Origin of the sequence: Pseudomonas sp. SLFW, from assembly GCF_009905615.1 — a bacterium.
GTDB classification, from domain to species: domain Bacteria; phylum Pseudomonadota; class Gammaproteobacteria; order Pseudomonadales; family Pseudomonadaceae; genus Aquipseudomonas; species Aquipseudomonas bambusae.
Map to the genome: position 1 here is coordinate 587,322 of NZ_JAAAKW010000001.1, position 20,226 is coordinate 607,547.

General features: G+C 60.8%; 14 protein-coding genes. 7 read left to right on the plus strand and 7 right to left on the minus strand.

The genetic code is table 11. The annotated features are described in order from the left end of the window. Positions 1–199 precede the first annotated feature (199 nt). Positions 200–1,660, plus strand: a complete 1,461-nt coding sequence (mltF, locus tag GVN17_RS02460) for a membrane-bound lytic murein transglycosylase MltF (RefSeq protein WP_166593630.1) — start codon at positions 200–202, stop codon at positions 1,658–1,660. 211 nt (positions 1,661–1,871) lie between these two features. On the opposite strand, the gene tadA is transcribed toward mltF, so the two are convergent. Continuing rightward, positions 1,872–2,354: a tRNA adenosine(34) deaminase TadA gene (tadA, locus tag GVN17_RS02465; protein WP_166593631.1), complete on the minus strand. Its 483-nt coding sequence runs from the start codon at positions 2,352–2,354 to the stop codon at positions 1,872–1,874. Then, on the minus strand, positions 2,354–3,727 hold the full coding sequence (locus GVN17_RS02470) for a multicopper oxidase family protein (protein WP_166593632.1): 1,374 nt from the start codon (positions 3,725–3,727) through the stop codon (positions 2,354–2,356). The genes tadA and GVN17_RS02470 overlap by 1 nt, the downstream gene beginning before the upstream one ends. Before the next feature lie 184 nt (positions 3,728–3,911). On the opposite strand from GVN17_RS02470, the gene GVN17_RS02475 reads away from it, so the two are divergent. Together GVN17_RS02475 and GVN17_RS02480 are read left to right on the plus strand one after the other, a co-directional pair. After that, a complete protein-coding gene (locus GVN17_RS02475) occupies positions 3,912–6,842 on the plus strand; it encodes a membrane-targeted effector domain-containing toxin (protein WP_166593633.1) in 2,931 nt (976 codons plus the stop codon). Between the two features lie 153 nt (positions 6,843–6,995). Continuing rightward, positions 6,996–9,923, plus strand: coding sequence for a membrane-targeted effector domain-containing toxin (locus GVN17_RS02480; protein ID WP_166593634.1), 2,928 nt, complete (start codon positions 6,996–6,998; stop codon positions 9,921–9,923). A gap of 89 nt (positions 9,924–10,012) precedes the next feature. Here the strand turns inward: GVN17_RS02480 and GVN17_RS02485 are convergent, their stop codons facing one another. After that, positions 10,013–10,627, minus strand: a complete 615-nt coding sequence (locus GVN17_RS02485) for a TetR/AcrR family transcriptional regulator (protein ID WP_166593635.1) — start codon at positions 10,625–10,627, stop codon at positions 10,013–10,015. Between the two features lie 118 nt (positions 10,628–10,745). Here GVN17_RS02485 and GVN17_RS02490 point away from each other — a divergent pair, with 118 nt between their 5' ends. After that, positions 10,746–11,942: an MFS transporter gene (locus tag GVN17_RS02490; protein WP_166593636.1), complete on the plus strand. Its 1,197-nt coding sequence runs from the start codon at positions 10,746–10,748 to the stop codon at positions 11,940–11,942. A 66-nt stretch (positions 11,943–12,008) separates the two neighbouring features. Beyond that, complete coding sequence (locus tag GVN17_RS02495; protein ID WP_166593637.1) at positions 12,009–12,857, plus strand: NAD(P)-dependent oxidoreductase; 849 nt, start codon at positions 12,009–12,011, stop codon at positions 12,855–12,857. Positions 12,858–13,001: 144 nt separating this feature from the next. Here GVN17_RS02495 and guaA read toward each other — a convergent pair whose 3' ends face one another. The 4 genes from guaA to GVN17_RS02515 all read right to left on the minus strand — a co-directional run bounded on the left by guaA (position 13,002) and on the right by GVN17_RS02515 (position 17,763). After that, the gene (gene guaA / locus GVN17_RS02500; protein ID WP_166593638.1) at positions 13,002–14,579 is read right to left on the minus strand and encodes a glutamine-hydrolyzing GMP synthase; all 1,578 of its coding nucleotides are present in this window, start codon (positions 14,577–14,579) and stop codon (positions 13,002–13,004) included. 182 nt (positions 14,580–14,761) lie between these two features. Next, on the minus strand, positions 14,762–16,231 hold the full coding sequence (guaB, locus tag GVN17_RS02505; RefSeq protein WP_166593639.1) for an IMP dehydrogenase: 1,470 nt from the start codon (positions 16,229–16,231) through the stop codon (positions 14,762–14,764). Positions 16,232–16,357: 126 nt separating this feature from the next. Next, the gene (locus GVN17_RS02510; protein WP_166593640.1) at positions 16,358–16,906 is read right to left on the minus strand and encodes a sugar ABC transporter ATPase; all 549 of its coding nucleotides are present in this window, start codon (positions 16,904–16,906) and stop codon (positions 16,358–16,360) included. 71 nt (positions 16,907–16,977) lie between these two features. Next, the gene (locus GVN17_RS02515; protein ID WP_166593641.1) at positions 16,978–17,763 is read right to left on the minus strand and encodes a sulfite exporter TauE/SafE family protein; all 786 of its coding nucleotides are present in this window, start codon (positions 17,761–17,763) and stop codon (positions 16,978–16,980) included. 226 nt (positions 17,764–17,989) lie between these two features. Here GVN17_RS02515 and xseA point away from each other — a divergent pair, with 226 nt between their 5' ends. Continuing rightward, positions 17,990–19,369, plus strand: a complete 1,380-nt coding sequence (gene xseA, locus GVN17_RS02520; protein WP_166593814.1) for an exodeoxyribonuclease VII large subunit — start codon at positions 17,990–17,992, stop codon at positions 19,367–19,369. Positions 19,370–19,372: 3 nt separating this feature from the next. Beyond that, positions 19,373–20,215 (plus strand): M23 family metallopeptidase, encoded by an 843-nt coding sequence (locus tag GVN17_RS02525; RefSeq protein WP_166593642.1) that lies wholly within the window; start codon positions 19,373–19,375, stop codon positions 20,213–20,215. Positions 20,216–20,226 lie beyond the last annotated feature (11 nt).

The following is a 20,226-nucleotide window of genomic DNA, read 5'->3' on the forward strand; positions in this document are numbered from 1 at the left end:
CGGGGAAGGGGGTGTGCTTTGAGGCCGTGCATTCTAGCCTAAACACGACCTTTCGGCACCCGAAACGAAGGGTTACAGCTACCCGAATGTCGGTGCGAGACGGTTTCTTACACCAATAGCGGAAAAAACCTTTGCTCTATCAGACGCCGCTCTCGCTGTCGAGATATGGCGGTCAGCGCGCTTTGCGTATACTGCACCGATGTTTTCCCCATCAGATTTCCGCCCACGCTGTGCCAAGTGGCTCATCGCAACCGGAATCTTCCTGCTGCTCGGCGCGTGTGTTGAGAAACCCAACACACTGGAACGAGTCAAGGAGGATGGCGTCCTGCGCGTCGTCACCCGCAACAGCCCCGCGACTTATTTCCAGGATCGTAACGGTGAAACCGGTTTTGAGTACGAACTGGTCAAGCGTTTCGCCGACGATCTGGGCGTCGAACTGAAGATCGAAACGGCCGACAATCTCGACGACCTGTTCGACCAGATGAATAAACCCGGTGGGCCTGTGTTGGCGGCAGCCGGTCTGGTCAGCACCGAAAATCGCGCCAAACAGGTGCGCTTCTCCCATTCGTACCTCGAAGTCACCCCCCAAGTCATTTACCGCAACGGCCAGAACCGTCCGACCGATCCCGGCGATCTGGTGGGCAAGAAAATCCTCGTGCTGAAGGGCAGCAGCCACGCCGAGCAACTCGCCGCACTGAAGGTCAAGTATCCGGGTATCAACTACGAAGAGTCCGATCAGGTCGAGGTCGTCGACCTGCTGCGCATGGTGGACGAGGGTCAGATCGACCTGACCCTCGTGGATTCCAACGAACTGGCGATGAATCAGGTGTATTTCCCGAACGTACGCGTGGCGTTTGACCTCGGCGACGGCCGCGACCAGCGTTGGGCCGTGGCGTTGGGCGATGACAACAGCCTGCTGAACGAGATCAATACCTTCCTCGACAAAATGCAGAAGAACGGCATGCTCCAGCGGCTCAAGGACCGCTATTACGGGCATGTGGACGTTCTCGGCTACGTGGGCGCCTACACCTTCGCCCAGCATCTGCAGGAACGGCTGCCCAAATACGAAAAGCACTTCCAGGCCGCCGCGAAAGCAGAACAGGTGGATTGGCGTCTGCTGGCAGCGATCGGCTATCAGGAATCGCTGTGGCAACCGGCGGTCACGTCGAAGACTGGCGTGCGCGGGTTGATGATGCTGACGCAAAGCACGGCACAGGCGATGGGAGTCTCCAATCGGCTGGATGCCAAGCAGAGCATTCAGGGCGGCGCCAAGTATTTCGCCTACGTGAAAGAACAACTGGATGACACGATTCAGGAGCCGGATCGTACGTGGCTGGCGCTGGCGTCCTACAACATCGGCACCGGACACCTCGACGATGCGCGCAAGCTGGCAGAAAACGAGGGGCTGAACCCGAACAAGTGGCTGGACGTGAAGAAGATGCTGCCGCGTCTGTCGCAGAAAAAGTGGTACAGCAAGACGCGTTATGGCTATGCCCGAGGGGGCGAGCCGGTGAGTTTCGTGGCCAACATCCGTCGGTATTACGACATTCTGACGTGGGTAACCCAGCCTCAGCTGGAAGGCAGCCAAGTGGCCGAAGGGGCGTTGCATGTGCCGGGCGTGGACAAGACCAAGCCGCCGGAAGACAAAGCACCGCTTTAAGTCCTCACGCCCAAGGGATTTGAGCCGTTCTTGAACGTCAACACGCCGCCGATACCTGTGGGAGACGCCGGAGGTTACAACGGCAGCGATAGCGGTTTATCAGACAGTTCATTTGCAGCTGAGAGGCCGCTTTCGCGGCCGTCGTAACCTCCGGCTGCTCCCACAGAAATTGCGGCGTATTGAAAATTGCCGCTCTGTCTTGAGCCCCGCCCTACCCCTTCGCCCTTCTCATCCTGAAAAACTCACTCAGCATCGTCCCGCACTCCTCCGCCAGCACGCCGCCCTCAAACAACACCCGATGGTTGAGAAACGGCTGGGTGAAAAACTGCCCCTGACTCTGCACCACTCCCGCTTTCGGCTCGGTCGCGCCATAGACCACGCGGGTGATGCGCGAGTGCACGATCAAACCCGCACACATGCTGCACGGCTCCAGGGTGACGTACAGCGTGCTGCCGGGCAGGCGGTAGTTGCTTTGCGCCTGGGCGGCTGCGCGAATGGCGACCATTTCGGCATGGGCACTGGGGTCGCTGCCGCTGATCGGGCAGTTGAAGCCTCGGCCAATGATGACGCCATCGTGAACCACCACCGCGCCCACCGGCACCTCGCCCAGCATCGCCCCTTCGGCGGCCAGCGCCAGTGCTTCGCGCATGAAATGCTGATCGCGGCTGCGATCAATGATTTGCGGCTGCCGCATTACGAAACCTCGATAGCTGCCATAAGACCGGTTTCCATGTGATCGATCACATGGCAGTGGAACATCCACACGCCGGGATTATCCGCTACCAGCGCGACCCGTGCGCGCTCGTTTCGCCCTAACAGATAGGTGTCGGTGAAATACGGGATCACCTCCTTGCGATTGGAGGCGATGACCTTGAAGCTCATGCCATGCAAATGAATGGGGTGCTGATACTGGGTCATGTTCTTCAACTCGAAGATGTAGCTCTTGCCCTTTTCCAACTTGGCGATGGGCCGATCGGCGCAGGTCTTGTCGGTAATGTCCCAAGCCTGGCCGTTGATCTGCCACAAGCTCGGCGGCTTACCGTTCTCGACGTTGACCGACACCGCGCCCGCCCATTCGAAGTTGAAGTTGAGCTTCTCCGCGTTGTCCAGGTCCGGTTCCGCCACCGGGTTGGCAGGCAGCTCGGGCGGCCAGTCGCTCGGCGCCTCGTGATTTGCCACAGAACGGAACGTTCCCAGGCGAACCGGCCCGTTGCGCAACGACAGTTCCTTACCAGCGGCAGGCGCCTTGATCCCCAGACAAATCCGCATGCCCGGCCCCAGCCAGTAATCCTTGCCCAGCGGGCGCGGTTTGACAGGGTTGCCGTCCAGCGCGTAGATCATCGCGTCGGCGTCCGGCAGGTTCAGGCGGTAGGTCACGGTGTTGTCGAGATTAAGAATGCGCACGCGGGTGATCTGCCCGGCAGGCAGTTCGATCACACCCTGAGGCACCCCGTTGATCGTCGACAGCCGCCCGGCCGTACCTTCCCGCGCGGCTTCGCGGGTCACGCTGAATTCCGTGAAAGCCCCCTGCTCGTCCACGTGCCAGCTTTTCAGACTGACCGTGCGCTCATGCAGAAAACCGGTCGGCTCACGCTCCTCGACGATCAGCGGTCCCACCAGACCGCGCCCCAGCTCTTCGCTGCTGCTGACGTGGGGGTGATACCAATAGCTGCCCGCATCCGGGACACGGAATTTGTAATCGAAGTATTCCCCCGGCTTGACTGGGAGTTGCGAGACGTACGGCACGCCGTCCATTTCCAGCGGCAGACGAATCCCGTGCCAATGAATGGTCGTCTCGACCGGCAACTGGTTGATGAAGCGCACCCGCAGCCACTCGCCCTGACGAACCCGCAGTTCGGTGCCCGGGGCCGAGCCGCCGAAAGCCCATGCTGGAGTCTGATGCCCGGCTACCAGCTCCACATCCAGCGGTGCCGCGATCAGCTCGAAGTCGTGACCTTCTCCCGGCCCAAGTTTACCGAGCCAGTACCGCGAAGCCCCACCCGCGCCCAGCCCCACCACGGCCAGACCTGCGAGACCTCCGAGAATTTGTCGACGGGTGAAGGACATCAGCGCAAAACCTCAAAAAAACAAAAATCAGAACGCCGCCGCTAACGCGGGCATATGCGAGGGGCGAACACGATACACATGCATTTACACGAAGATAAGCGAACAGTGACTGCGGTACATATTTAGTACCAATTGAGCGAGGCGAATCGGGAAGCTCTAGGCTCATTCATCAAGGACGACGATCATGCCTCCTGTTACCCGCGCCTCCACTGCCGTCAATGCAGAGAGACAAGCGCTCCATACCATCGGCCAAAACGTGGTCGAAGGCTGTCCAGACATGCGCCAGATGGCCCGTGAGGCCGCCGCAAATATCCTGCGCAAACGCGGCCTTGGCAATCTGGAGCCGGACACCGTCTATTGGCACCGTTTCAGCCGCACCGCGAGCAGCCCGCTCACGTTCAACGGCTGGGAACACCTCGACACACCCGTGGAATCCTTGACGCTGCCGCAACTGGTCATGCGCCGGTTCAACGCCAACGATCAGGACGCCGCCGACGACCTGCAAGCCATGAGCGGTTTCTACTCCGGCGGGCCGGAGGCTCAGGCGTACGACGAACACAATGAAATACGCCTGCTGCCCCAAGACGTCATGGAGGCGTTCTGGACGCTGGACTTCAAGACGCGTTTCAACACTCAACTGACCGCGTTCTGGCAAAACAGCGCTGAAGACTTCAGAACATTGGCCAAGGCCAACTTCATCGCCAAGGCCATCGAAGACCACCGCAGTGCGCACCTGACCAGTGAGCAGTTCAGCTCGCTGATGGCCGCCGTGGGCATCAACCTGATAAAACCCATCACCCTTTCAACCCTTCGAGCAGAGGGCCGACTGGGCGAAGGGGTCCGTGTCGCCAAGCTGGACATTGCCGGGTACGACGCCTCCGATATCCTGCGATTTGTGGAACCGGATGGCCGTCAATTTCTGTACGTACCGGGGGAGGTCGATGCCTTTCAGGTCTTCGATACGGCCGATGATCTGCAATGGTGGCTGATGACCCACACCAACGAGGCCAGCAATCGCGCCCGATTCATGTCGCATTTTCCACTCGCCATGCACGCCGAGAGCGATCACACCACCGGCCTCAACCACGCGCTGGACATGATGTTCAGCAATTGGGGGCCGCATACGCTCAAGGTGATCAACCTCAATGACCAGACCGTGGCAGGCGATCCGTTCACGCACCTGCGCGATTGCACGCGAGGCCGCATGCAAGCGGACGCCGACTACGCACTTCATTCGAACGGCGAACTCCGTAAGCAGATGTGGATGGGGTATCTCAAAGCCTTCGGTCAGACGTTTGGTGCCTTGGCCGCACTGGACTGGCCCATCGCGCTGGCCGCCGTCGGCGCAGGGTTGGCTGACGTCGGGCTGAACATCGATCAGGCCATTCATGGCCACACCACCGCGGAGCGTAGAAGCGGCGTGATGGGCGCGATCTTCGCCAGTGTTGACGTGTTGTTTAACAGCGTCTTTCTGCTGCAAGCCGTGGCGCCCGAAGTGAGTGAAATTGCGTCGCAGCGTTCCGTCAGTCCCCCGCTCGAAGAGGTGCCAGAGCCGTCGCCACCTCCCGCGCTCGATGCAGCCGCCCCGGTGTCATCCAGCGTTATGCCGTCAGTCGAAACCGACACGGGGTTACGCGCATTCAGAAGCAACAAGCTGCTCGACACCCTGACGCCCCCGCCCGCCGAGGGTCGGATGCAAGGCGTCTACTTGGAGGGCACTGACAAGACCTACATCGCTATCGCCGACGAGGTGTATCGCGTGCGCTTCGTCAACGAACTGAACACGTGGGTGGTCATTGATCCTGACAATCCGTTCTCCTTCCACGGCAACATCCCGGTGCGACTCGGCGCCGACGGCAAATGGCAGCCCATCGTCGGGCGTGGCTTGCGGGGCGGCGGCAAGGCGTTCAGCACGCTGTCGGGTCGCGCAACGATTGCGCCATCCGCTGCGGCGTCGCCGACCCCCTACGACATGCCGGAAGACCTGCGGCCGGCCATACGCGGTTTTGTCGAAAGCCCCAGCAACAAGCCGTTCGAAGGGTACTACGCCTCGCTGACCGACAACGGCCCCCTCGATCGATTCTTTGAAATCCGGGAACGCCTGACAGCCGACGCCAATGCGTTCTATAGCCACCTGCAATTCCCTGAGCGCGCTCCCGTTCCCGACATTCCCCGCGATGCCGTGCCCAAGGCAGCCATCAAGCAACTCTACGAACACCATCAAGGTCTGGTGATCGGCGAAAGCCACAGCAGCGTCGCCAGCAAGCAATTCCTGATGGACAACATGGCGCAGCTCGCCAAACAGAAAGTGCGAACCCTTTACCTTGAGCATGTGCTGACCGACCTGCATCAGGTGGATCTGGACACGTTTGCCCGCACCGGCCGCATGCCAAAAGCCTTGCAGTCGTACCTGGAAGACCTGGATTGGGGGCATTTCACCGACTCGACTGGCACTTACACCTTTCAGAATCTCGTGCGAACGGCCAACAAATGCGGCGTGCGCATCCGGGCCATCGACTGCATGACGAGCTACCGCGTCGCTGGCATATCCGACCCCGAACGCAACGTGCGACTGAAGCTCATGAATTATTTCGCACACACCGTTATCGCCGCCGACGAATCCGCACGGGCAGGCGGCAAATGGATTGCGCTGGTCGGAAACGCTCACGCCAATGCCTTCAAAGGTGTTCCAGGTATGGCGGAAATCGAAGGCGCGATTGGCCTGCGTGTCCGCGACGTGCCAACGGGCGGCGTGATCGGCTTCGAGCCAGACCCCGGCGAGGACGTACTGACTGCGATGGGTCAGCCGGCAGGCCGGGTCAGAAGCGACCTGCGACTCCAAATGGTCACCACCGGTATCAGAACGCACTTCCTGCGCACGCCGACCTCGTTGGGGTATCGCCTGCGACGCCCCGGCAACTTCGCGATTCAGCGTTCTGGGGAGTCGCCACAGCTGATTTATAAGAACCAGGAAGGCGAAGTGACCTACGTGCCGATATCCGTCAGCGGAGAGCACTTGTCCATCCAAAGCCCCGACTGGCCGCTGATCAGCGGGCGGCGCTATGGCAGCTTTGACGAATTGGCCTTCGCGCTGAAGATGTCAGGGATGACGTAAAGGAAAAGGAGGCCGGATGTGCCTGCATCCGGCGTCCGGCTTCAGAAGACCCCGTCGCGAACGGCAAGTGACGGAACGGTGCGATACATATTTAACACCCTCTGAGTGGCGTGAATCAGGAAGCTGAAGACTCATTCATCACGGACGACGATCATGCCTTCCATTACCCGCGACACCCCCGCCATCAGCGCAGACCAACAAGCCCTCAACAACATCAGTCGCCACGTGGTCGAGGGCTGCCCGGACATGCGTGAGATGGCGCGCGAAGCCGCAAACGGCATTCTGCGCAAACATGGCCTCGACTCGCTGGAGCCGGACGCCGTTTACTGGCACCGCTTCGACCGCACCGGAACCAGCCCGCGCACCTTCAATGGCTGGGAACATCTGGACCCGCCGGTCGAATCCCTGACCTTGCCGCAGCTGGTCATGCGCCGTTTCAACGCCAACGACCAGGACAATGCCGATGCGTTGCAGGCCATGAGCGGTTTCTACACGGCAGGCCCTGACAGCGAAGTGTTCAACGAAACCAACGAAGTGCGCTTGCTGCCGGGCGACGTCATGGGCGAGTTCTGGGCGTTGGATTTCAAGACCCGTTTCGACGAAAAAATGACCGCGTTCTGGCACGACTGCGCAGATGATTTCAAAACACTGGCCAAGGCCAACTTCATCGCCAAAGCCGTCGAGGATCGGCACAGCAATGCCCTGACGTCTGAGCAGTTCAACACCCTCATGCACGCCATCGGCCTGGACCCAAGCCAACCGATCACCTTGGCCATGCTGCAGGCGCCAACCGCGCCGCCGGAGGGCGTGCGATTCGCGAAACTGGACATTGCAGGCTACGCCGCCAGCGATATCCTGCGCATCGTCGAGGACAGCGGGCGGCAGTTTCTCTACCTGCCGGGCGAGGTCGATGCTTTCCATGTCTTCGACACGCCAGATGACCTGCAATGGTGGCTCATGACGCACACCAACGAAGTCGAAAACCGCGCACGTTTCATGTCGCATTTCACACTGTCCACCCACGCCGAGACCGATCACCAGACAGGGCTACACCACGCGATCGATCTAATGTTCAGCCACTGGGGCGCGGGCACGGAGCGGATCGTCAATCGCGATAACCAATCGATCACAGGAGACCCCTTCGCTCACCTCCGGAATGCCACGCAAACCCGCATGGCGGACGATGCCGCGTTTGCGTTGCATTCCAACGGCGAACTGCGTGAGCTGATGTGGATGGGCTACCTCAAGGCGTTTGCCAAGACCTTCGGTTCACTGGCAGCGCTGGACTGGCCGATTGCACTGGCCGCCGTGGGCGCGGGGCTGGCGGATGTGGGCCTGAACATCGATCAAGCGATACATGGGCACACCACCGCCGAACGTAAAAATGGCGTGCTGGGGGCGATCTTTGGCAGCATCGACGTGTTGTTCAATGGGCTGTTTGTGGTGCAAGGCGCCGCAGGGGAGCTTCCCGAGATCCCCGTGGCAGAGGAACCAGCCGTGCTTCCGGAGACCGCAGGTCTGCCCGCTGCTGAGGAAGAAATCGTGAGCGCCGCCCCCGCAGAACCGACCGTAACTTCTCACCCGCTCGCGCCATTCGAAACCAACGAGCTGCTCGACAGCTACGCCCTGCCTGCTCAAGCCGGTCGAATGCGTGGCATTTACGCGTCGGAGACCGGCCAGACTTTCATATCGATTGAGGACATTGCCTACCGTGTGCGTTACGTCGCGGAGCTGAAGCATTGGGTCATCGTCGATCCCGAATACCCTTTTTCCTTCGCCCGCAATCTGCCGGTGCGCCTGAACGAAGCAGGTCAATGGGAGGCGATGACCCGCCAAGGCCTGCGCGGCGGGGGCGGTGCGATGGGCAAACTGCCGACCTCTGGGGCGTCGGTCGCGCCCTCGACAGCGGCCCTGCCGACGCCCTACGACATGCCGGTGGAATTGAGGGAAGGCATGCGCTACCGCGTCGAAGCCCCCGACAACAAGCCCTTCACCGGGCAATATTTTTCCCTGCAAAAGAACGACCCTATTGACCGTTTCTTTGAGATTCGCCAACGCCTGGTGAGCGACGTCAACGCGTTTTACGCCGACCTGCACCTGCCCCAACGCCCGGCGATACCGGACATTGCCGCCGAAGCCTCGCCCAAGGTCGCGCTCAAACAGCTTTACAAAGACGCTCAGGGGCTGGTGATCGGTGAGAGCCACAGCAGTGTCGGCAGCAAACAGTTTCTTATCGATAACATGGGGCAATTCGCCAAGCAGAACGTCAGGACGCTGTATCTGGAACACGTGATGACCGATCTGCATCAGGCCGATCTCGACCTCTTCGCCCAGACCGGAAAAATGCCGGAAAACCTGGAGTCGTACCTGAACGAACTCGACCGGGGCCACCTCACCGACCAATCGGGGCGCTACACCTTCTTGAACCTGGTCAAAACAGCTCAACGCCACCGCATCCGGATTCGCGCCATCGACTGCATGGCCAGCTATCGCACGGCGGGTATGCCTGACCCGGCGGACAACATGCGTCTGAAAATGATGAATTACTTCGCTTACACCGTCATTCGCGCGGATCAGGCCGCGCTGCGCGGCGGCAAATGGATCGCGCTGGTCGGCAACGCCCATGTCAACACCATGAAAGGCGCCACAGGGCTGTCCGAACTGGAAGGCGTGATCGGATTGCGCATTGAGGACGTCAGTGTGAGCGAGACCACCGGCTATGGCATCGATCCTGGAGCCGAGGTCACGGATGTCATGGGGCAACCCGCTGGCACCGTCAAAAGCGACATCCGCCTGCGCATGGCCGTGCCCGGCCGCCGCGCCGTCTCGCTGACGCGCCCACCCTCTCTCGAATCCCGGCTGCCGAAAACCGGGAATTTCACCATCCAGCGAGACAGCCAAGTACCCGAACTCATCCACCGCAGTCGTACCGGCGCACTGGTGTATACGCCGATCATCGTCGAGGAAACGGAGGTTTTCATCCAGCGCGCGGAATGGCCCCTGCTAAGCCAACGCCGCTTCCAAAGCTTCGATGAATTGGCCAAGGCATTGGCGTTGATGGGGTTGAAACAGGTCGCCTGAACGACGAAGCCGGATGCGTCGTTGAGACGGCATCCGGCTTGCGAAGGTAGATGCTTAAAGCTGACCAGGCTTCAAAGAAGCCTGGTTTATCAGCGAGCGGTCGGCGCGTCCCAGACCAGCATGAGCCGATCGATGGCGCCTTCGATCACTTTCAGCGCAATGCCGTCTCGGGCCAACGTCGAGATGCCGAGCAGGAAGCTTTCGAACACGGCAGCCAATTCCATCGCATCGGTGTGCGCTGGCAACTCCCCGGCAAAAATTCCACGCTCGACGCACGCGCGCAGCCCCGCCCTGTTGCGCGCACGGGCGGTATCCAGTGGTGCTCGGACGCTGTCACTGGCCAGCGCGCAAGCGCCCATCGTTCCCAAGGCAACCATGCACCCTTTTGGATGGCCGTCGGCACATTGCATCCGCGCTGACAATTTCAACGCGCTCGCGACCGCATCTCTAGGCGCGAGATCGGGGTCGAAAACCGGGTCCATGACTCGACCGTACGTGTCCAGGTACCGGTCGACGACTTCGTTGAACAGCCCTTCCTTGGAGCCGAACGCCGCATAAAAGCTCGGCGCCGTGATGCCACCTCCGATGCCTGCCTTCAACTGGCTGAGCGACGTGGAATCGTAACCATGCTCCCAGAACAGCAGCATGGCTTCGTCAATTGCACGGGCTCGGTCGAATGTCCGTGGACGCCCCATCTGAGCCATCGTTGGTCTCCTTGAGTTCAGGACTTAAATACTGCTCGATACAGAAGTTGTTGACCCCGTTCGAGATGCCCGATTAGATTAATACCAATCGATACATAAATCACGGGATTCTGAAACTATGCACGATGATCGAGAGAGATTACCGGTCGGCGCTTTGCTGGCGCTGGCGATGACCGGCTTCATCTGCATCATGACTGAGACCTTGCCTGCAGGACTGTTACCGGCGATCAGCAGTGGCCTGGACATCTCACCCTCTCTTGCTGGGCAGATGGTGACCGCGTACGCGCTGGGCTCGGTGACTGCAGCAATTCCTCTCACGTTGGCCACGCAAGGCTGGCGTCGCCGTCGGGTGCTGCTCGCCACCGTCATCGGCTTTCTGCTGTTCAACTCACTGACCGCGTTGTCGAGCAATGTCGTCCTGACCCTCGCCGCCCGTTTTTTCGCGGGTGCCGCAGCGGGACTGGCCTGGAGTCTGCTCGCCGGTTATGCGCGTCGCATGGTGGCGCCGGTCAATCAGGGCCGAGCGCTTGCGATGGCCATGGTCGGCACGCCCGTCGCGCTGTCACTGGGTGTGCCGCTGGGGACTTGGATGGGCAACCTGCTGGGCTGGCGTTGGTCCTTTGCCGTCATGTCGTTGATGACGGTAGGGCTGGTGGCCTGGATCCTTGTCAAAGTGCCGGATTACCCCGGTCAGATCGCCAGCAAGCGCGAGTCTGTTCTCGCGGTGCTCAGCAAACCCGGCATTCGTCCGGTCCTCGCAGTCGTCCTTGCGTGGATGCTCGCGCATAACATTCTCTACACCTACATCGCACCGTTCGCGGCCCGGTTCGGACTTGAAGAAAGCGTCGATTTGATTCTGCTGGTCTTCGGCGCTGCGTCGCTAATGGGTATCTGGATCACCGGCCGCCTGGTCGATCACCACCTGCGCCGCGCCGTGTTGATCAGCCTGGGCAGCTTTGCCCTGATTTCTTTGCTGCTGGCGCTGTTCCAGTTTTCAGCCGCTGGTCTGTACGCCGCCGTGTTCATCTGGGGGTTGTCATTCGGCGGCGCCGCGACCCTGTTACAAACCGCCTTGGCGGATGCTGCGGGGGATTCAGCCGATGCCGCGCTGTCGATGAACGTCGTGGTCTGGAACTGCGCCATCGCAGGCGCCGGAGTTCTCGGCGGACTTCTGCTCGACAGCCTCGGCGTCAGCTCATTTCCGTGGGCGTTACTGGGACTTTTGCTGATCGCATTCATCACCGCCTCGACTGCTCGCCGAAAGGGGTTCCCGGCAGGAAGTCGCCAGAGCTCGACGAGTGTCATTGCCCACTGATGACGCAACCGAATCCCGGCTTTGTTCAAGCCCGAACCACTCGCACACTTGATTCAGGAGCACTTCATGAACATTGCATTCATCGGCGTCGGCAGCATGACCCGCGCCATCATCCCCAACCTGGTTCGCGCAGGTTTCCACGTCAGCGCCTGGAACCGCAGCCGCCAGGCCTTCGCCGATCTCGATGAAGTTCGCGTTCTGGACGATGTCAGCCAGGCCTTTGAGCAGGACATCGTGATCACCCTGCTCAGCCACGACGCCGCCGTACGGGAAACCCTCATCGCGACAAAAGCCTGGCAAGCCGCCAAACCCGGCACCGTGCATATCCTCATGTCCACGCTGTCGCCGACGCTGGTGGATGAACTCGAAGCGCTTCATCGTAAGGCCGGTATTGGCTTCGTCGCGGCGCCGGTCTTCGGCATTCCTGCCGTCGCCGCCCAGGGTCAGCTGAATATCCTCGCCGCCGGTGCTCCCGATGCCCTGGAGCGCGTCCGTCCCGTGTTCGAGGTGATGGGCAAAAAGACCTGGCGCTTCGGCGATAAACCCAGCCAAGCCAGCATCGCCAAACTGGCCGGCAACCTGATGATCACTCAGGCGATCCAGTCACTGGCCGAAGGTGCCGCATTGGTAAAAAGCCACGGCCTCGCCCCCGGCGCCTTCTTCGAAATCATCACCCAAACCCTGTTTGCCTGCCCCAGCTACCAACGCTACGGCGCGAAAATCGCCCAGGCAGAATTCGAACCGGGTTTCACGCTGACACTGGGTTTGAAAGACGTAAACCTGGCGCTGGATGCCGCCCAGGAAAAGGGTTGTCACTTGCCGGCTGCGCAGGAGGTGAAGAAGACCATGGAGCAGGCTATCGCGGAGGGATGGGGGGAGAAGGACTGGTCGGCGATGGCGGTGGTGGAGCGGTAGATTCACCCCTACGAAACCCGGAGCGAGGCCATGCATGGGCATAGTCACCAGACGGCGTGTGCAGCGGAGAACCGCCCGCACCGCCGATGCAACCGGGTCACTGCCTGATGATGCGATGCAAGATCAGGCAGCGACAAAGTGGGTTTATTCCCACTCAATCGTCGCAGGCGGCTTGCTCGACACGTCGTAAGTCACGCGGGAGATGCCTTCGATTTCGTTGATGATGCGGCCGCTGACGGTTTCCAGCAGTTCGTAAGGCAGGTGCGCCCAACGTGCGGTCATGAAGTCGATGGTCTCGACGGCGCGCAGGGCGACAACCCAGGCGTAGCGGCGACCGTCGCCGACCACGCCCACGGATTTCACGGGCTGGAACACGACGAAGGCCTGGCTGACTTTGTGGTACCAGTCGGCCTTGCGCAGTTCTTCGATGAAGATGTGGTCGGCGCGACGCAGGAGGTCGGCGTATTCCTTTTTCACTTCACCGAGGATGCGTACGCCCAAGCCTGGGCCCGGGAACGGGTGACGGTAGACCATATCGTACGGCAGGCCCAGTTCCAGCCCCAGGCGACGGACTTCGTCCTTGAACAGTTCGCGCAGTGGCTCGACCAGTTTCAGGTTCATCTCTTCCGGCAGGCCGCCCACGTTATGGTGCGACTTGATGACGTGTGCCTTGCCGCTTTTGGCGCCAGCGGACTCGATCACGTCAGGGTAGATGGTGCCCTGAGCCAGGTATTTGATGTTGTGCAGCTTGGTGGACTCGGCATCGAACACGTCGATGAAAGTACGGCCAATGATCTTGCGCTTTTTCTCCGGGTCGCTTTCGCCAGCCAGGTTGTTGAGGAACTGGTCCTCGGCGTTGGCGCGGATCACCTTGACGCCCATGTTCTCAGCGAACATGGCCATCACTTGCTCGCCTTCGTGCAGGCGCAGCAGGCCATTGTCAACGAAGACGCAGGTCAGTTGATCACCGATAGCCTTGTGCAGGAGGGCTGCGACCACGGAGGAGTCAACACCACCGGACAGACCCAGCAGCACGTTGTCGGTACCGACCTGGGCACGAACTTGAGCGATGGCGTCTTCCGCGATCTTCGACGGGGTCCACAGCGCTTCACAGCCGCAGATGTCGAGGATAAAGCGCGACAGGATGCGGCCGCCCTGTTTGGTGTGGGTCACTTCCGGGTGGAACTGCACGCCGTAGTAGCCACGGGTGTCATCCGCCATACCGGCAATCGGGCAGCTCGGGGTGCTGGCCAGAATGTGGAATTCGGACGGCAGCTTGGTGACCTTGTCACCGTGGCTCATCCAGACGTCGAGACCCAGCAGGCCGTCGGCGTCGACGTGGTCTTCGATGCCGTCGAGCAGACGGCTCTTGCCGACCACGTCGACACGGGCGTAACCGAATTCACGCAGTTCGGAACCTTCGACCTTGCCGCCCAGCTGCTCGGCCATGGTCTGCATGCCGTAGCAGATGCCGAACACCGGAACGCCCAGGTCAAACACGGCTTGCGGGCAGCGCGGGCTGTTGGCTTCGTGCACGGACTCGGGGCCACCGGCGAGGATGACGCCCTTCGGTGCGAATTCGCGAATCGCTTCGTCGTCCATGTCGAACGGGTGCAGTTCGCAATACACGCCGATCTCACGTACGCGACGGGCGATCAGTTGGGTGTACTGGGAACCGAAGTCCAGGATCAGGATGCGGTGGGCGTGAATGTCGAGGGCCATTGGGAGACTCTTCTAGAGCAGCTTCGAGCCTCAAGCTTCAAGCTGCAAGTGGCGCAGCTGCAAGCTTCAGGTCCAAGCCGCAAGATGTAGGGAGACTGCAAGCCGTATGTGGTGCTTGGCCTTGAAAGCGCTGGCACTACGATCGGCTTGCAGCTTGTAGCTTATAACTTGCCGCCGGGAGGCTAGCCGACCCGATAGTTCGGTGCTTCCTTGGTGATCTGCACGTCGTGGACGTGAGACTCAGCCATGCCAGCACCGGTGATGCGAACGAATTCAGGCTTGGTACGCATTTCCTGAATGTCGGCGCTGCCGGTGTAGCCCATGGAAGAACGCAGGCCGCCCATCAGTTGATGGATGATCGCGGACAGCGAGCCTTTATAGGCAACGCGGCCTTCGATGCCTTCCGGCACCAGTTTTTCGGCGCCTTCGGAGGAGTCCTGGAAGTAACGGTCCGAAGAACCTTGGGCCTGGGACATGGCGCCCAACGACCCCATGCCGCGATACGCCTTGTACGAACGGCCCTGGAACAGTTCGATTTCACCCGGTGCTTCTTCAGTACCGGCGAACATCGAACCCATCATCACGCTGTAGGCACCGGCCACGATCGCTTTGGACAAGTCACCGGAGAAACGGATGCCGCCGTCGGCGATCAGGGGAACGTCTGTGCCTTCCAGTGCAGCAGCCACGTTGGCAACCGCGCTGATTTGCGGAACGCCCACGCCTGCGACGATACGGGTGGTGCAGATGGAGCCGGGGCCGATGCCGACCTTGACGCCGTCAGCGCCAGCTTCGACCAATGCACGAGCGGCAGCGCCGGTGGCGATGTTGCCGCCGATGACCTGCACGTCGGGGAAGTTCTGCTTGACCCAGCGAACGCGGTCGATCACGCCTTTGGAGTGACCGTGAGCGGTGTCGACGACGATGACGTCAACGCCTGCTGCGACCAGCGCGGTGACGCGCTCGCCGGTGTCCTTGCCGGTGCCGACCGCAGCGCCGACGCGCAGACGACCTTGATCGTCCTTGCTGGCCAGCGGGTAGGCTTTGGATTTCTCGATGTCCTTGACGGTCATCATGCCCTTGAGCGCGAACTTGTCGTCAACGATCAGGACTTTTTCCAGACGGTGCTTGTGCAGCAACTCGCGGACTTCGTATTTGTCAGCGCCTTCGTGCACGGTGACCAGACGCTCTTTCGGGGTCATCACTTCGCGGACGGGCACATCCAGACGGTTTTCGAAGCGCACGTCACGGGAGGTCACGATGCCGACGAGCTCGCCGTCGTGCAGGACCGGAACGCCGGAGATGTTGTGCTGACGGGTCAGTTCGAACAGGTCACGAACGGTGGCGTCTGCCTCGATGGTAATCGGGTCCTTGACCACACCCGCTTCGAACTTCTTGACCTTGCGCACTTCGGCAGCCTGCTGCTCGACGGTCATGTTCTTGTGGATGATGCCGATGCCGCCTTCCTGAGCCATGGCGATTGCCAGACGGGCTTCAGTGACGGTGTCCATAGCGGCGGAAACGAGGGGGATGTTCAGTTCGATGCCACGGGTCAATCGGGTTTTCAGACTGACTTCGTTGGGAAGCACCTCGGAATAACCGGGCACAAGGAGAATGTCGTCGAATGTAAGGGCTTCTTGGCTGATACGCAGCATCGCTGGGCTCCCGAGCGGGAAAATGGAAGCGCGCCATTATACCCAGACACCTGCCCTTGCTCAATGTAAAGATCAGCCTATTTGATAATCAGCGTGATCGTGCTGCTCTATCACAGGTTTTTAGTGTTATAGCCGGACTTTGACGAAAGACACCGGACGATCCAGACGTTCGGCGAACTCTTCCACGAAGCTGGTCTTGAACCCCGCGTCCAGCCAGTTGTTGAAGATGAACCCGAGGTTGGAAAAGCCGCACGGGTCGAGAAAAAGGAAGCCATTGATGTCGTCTTCGTGGCGGCATTCCGGGCACATGAAGTTGTCGGTGTGGCCCGGCATCCACTCTTCCAGGCTGTCGAACAATGCCTCGCCGATTTCGCGCCGACACTCGGGGCATCCGGCTTCCTCTTTAAAGCCGACCTGCGGGGTATAAATGCAGCGTTTGAGCACGATCTCCAGGCCGTTGATTGCCTGGCCATAAGGCAGCGCATCGGGGTTTTCGACGAAGCGCCGCGCACCGGGCGCGATGGCGTAGGCCATGCGGTTGAAACTGCGCCCGCAGGTGGTCAGCGATTCCTCGACCACGCCGAGCTTCACCAGCCAACGCAGGATCGCCCGCGCCTTGGCTTCATGGGCCGGGAAGCTGGAGATTTGCGGGACGATGATGCTCTGGGTGTTCATGACGGGCCTGTCTGACGCGTGATCGGGGGGCGGCAGCTTAATACCACCGCCGACGACGTCAAGTATGGCCTTCAGCCCGCGAGGTAGCGACCGATCAACGTGATGCCGCTGATCAGCACCATCCAGGTCACCAGCCGCACGAACATTTCTCGCGACAGACGCATGACCAGCCGCCGCCCGATCCAGGAGCCGACGATCATCGCAGGCAACAGGCAGACCGCCAGCACCAGCAGCGAAATTTGCGCGTACACCCCGGTGATCACAAACAGGCTCAGGCGCACGATGGTGCTGCAACTGATCAGCGCGTTTTGCGTGGCGCGGGCCTGGAATTTGTCGGTCAGGCGGCCATTGAGATAGATCGCGTATAAAAAGCCGCCACTCCCAAACAGGGCCCCGAACAGACCACCCATGGTGCCCATCGGAATCGACCACGCGGCAGATAGCTGCGTTGGCCTGACTTTCACCGCAAGGCTGTAGATCGAATAACCGATCAGAAACAGTCCCATCATTAATAGAAGGACGTCGGATTTCAGGTTAAGCAGAAAGAGAACGCCCAACGTACAGCCGACCGCCATGCACGGCACCATGCGAAACAGCTCGGAACGCACCACCGATTGCCGCGAGGGGAGCAAATGGCTGAATGCGGCGAGAAAATCCAGCATCACCAACAAAGGGATGATCCGCGAGAGCGGCATGAAATGGATGAGGACGGGGCCTGCGACCAAGGCCGTGCCAAAACCGGCAATAGCGAAGACCAGATAGGCGGCAATAACGCCACCTTCAATGAACAGCCAGTCGGTGGGGGTGAGCCCCAGTGAATCGACGACGCCCGACAATTCGGCGAGGGTGGTGAGCATTGCGTCCTCCGTGGATAAGCGGCGGCGCACAGCATATCCTGAGACTGCCGCTTCACCGGAAGAAAAAACGCCCCCTGGGGGAGCGAATTCATTCGCGATTGGCCATTCGCCCGGCACATCTGTTTCGGTCATGCCGACGTCTCGCGAATGAATTCGCGCCCGCAGGGGCGGCGTACAGGTCTATTAATGTGGTGACCCACGCCCCAATGCCTTTATCATGCCCGCCATGATCAAAGACCCCTTCGCAAGACTCGGCATTGACCGGGAAGTCCTCACTGTCAGCCAGCTCAACGGCCGCGCCCGCGTGTTGCTGGAAGATGTGTTTTCGAACATCTGGGTCGAGGGGGAGATTTCCAACCTGTCTCGTCCGGCATCGGGTCACGTCTATTTCAGCCTGAAAGACAGTGGCGCCCAGGTCCGTTGCGCGCTGTTTCGCAGCAACGCCGCTCGGGTTCGTCAGGCGTTGAAAGACGGTCTGGCCGTCAAAGTGCGTGGCAAGGTCTCGCTCTTCGAAGGTCGCGGCGACTATCAGTTGATCCTCGACACGGTCGAGCCTGCTGGCGATGGCGCCCTGCGTCTGGCCTTCGATGCGCTGAAAGAAAAGCTCAATGCCGAAGGCCTCTTCAGCGCCGAGCGGAAGGTCGCCCTGCCCTTGCACCCGCAGCGTATCGGCATCGTCAGTTCGCCGACGGGCGCGGTGATCCGCGACATCATCAGCGTGTTCCGCCGTCGCGCCCCGCAAGTTGAACTGACACTGATCCCCACTGCAGTGCAAGGCCGCGAGGCGATCAACCAGATCGTCCGCGCTTTGAAACTCGCGGACTCCCGAGGCTTCGATGCACTGATCCTGGCCCGAGGCGGTGGCTCCCTGGAAGACCTCTGGTGCTTCAACGAAGAAGCCGTCGCCCGCGCCATCGATGCCTGCGTGACGCCCATCGTCAGCGCCGTTGGCCATGAGACCGATGTGTCGATCAGTGACTTCGTAGCCGACGTTCGCGCCCCCACGCCGTCCGCCGCCGCCGAGCTGCTGGCTCCAGATTCCAGCGACCTGCACCGCCGGGTCGAGAACCTGCAGCGTCGGCTCGTCACGCGGATGCGCGATCGGCTGATGCGCGAGCAACTGCGTCTGGACGGCATTTCCCGCCGCCTGCGTCATCCCGGTGAGCGTCTGCGTCAACGCGCGCAACGGCTGGACGATCTGGACATGCGCCTGCGTCGCGCCTTTGAACAACACATGCACAAACGCCACGTACGCATGAGCCATCTTGAAAGCCGATTGGCGGCTCAACACCCCGGCCGCACCTTAGCGTTTCTGCGTCAACGTCTGAACGTGCTGGCCGAGCGCTTGCCTCGGGCAATCAAGGAAAACCTCAAGTCTCGGCGCCTGCAATTGCAAGGTCAGATGCAGACGCTGAACGTGGTCAGCCCCCTCGCCACCCTCGGACGCGGTTACAGCATTTTGCTCGACGAGCGCGGTAAGGCGATCCGTGCCGCCGAACAGACCCACACCGGCCAACGCCTCACCGCAAAGCTGGCCGAGGGCGAACTGCAAGTCCGTGTTGAGGACAATCACCTGACGCCTGTCACCCTTTCTCTTCTGGATTGATCGATGCTGCCTTTTATCTCCCGCTCTCTGGCAGGCGCCGCGTTTGCCCTGTGTCTCGCCCTTCCCGCCCACGCTGACAGCTACCTCTCGCGGCTGCTGAACAAACCGGTGCCAGGCGGCGTTGCGGTGGTGGACCTCGGCCCTGCGGCTCAGGCGCCCAAGGCCACGTGGCAAGGCAAACCGGTGCTGGTGGTCAAGGATTCCGATGCGCGCTGGCAGGCCATCGTCGGCATTCCGCTGACCGTCAAACCGGGCACGTCACAACAGGTGAGCAGCGGTGGTCGCAATCTGCCGTTCACTGTGGGTAGCAAGAAATACCCAGAGCAGCACATCACTCTGAAGAATCAGCGGCAGGTCAATCCGAACCCGGATGATCTGAAACGCATCGAGCAGGAGCTGGACGTGCAGGTCCGCGCCTATCGCACGTTCAGCCCGGTGACGCCGAGCAATCTGCTGCTGGACAAGCCTGTCGACGGACCGCTATCGAGCAAGTTCGGCGTGCGTCGTTTCTTCAACGGTGAGGAACGCAACCCTCACGCAGGCCTGGATTTCGCGGTACCTGCGGGCACCCCGATCAAGTCGCCTGCAGCGGGCAAGGTCATCCTGATCGGCAATTACTTTTTCAACGGCAATACGGTGTTCGTCGACCACGGCCAAGGCTTCATCAGCATGTTCTGCCACATGTCGAAGATTGACGTGAAAGTGGGCGACGCCGTACCCCGTGGCGGCGTGGTGGGTCGCGTCGGCTCGACCGGGCGTGCCACCGGGCCGCATATGCACTGGAACGTGAGCCTGAACGATGCACGGGTCGATCCGGCGATTTTCATTAACGCGTTTCAGCCCTAGACGCGGCTTTC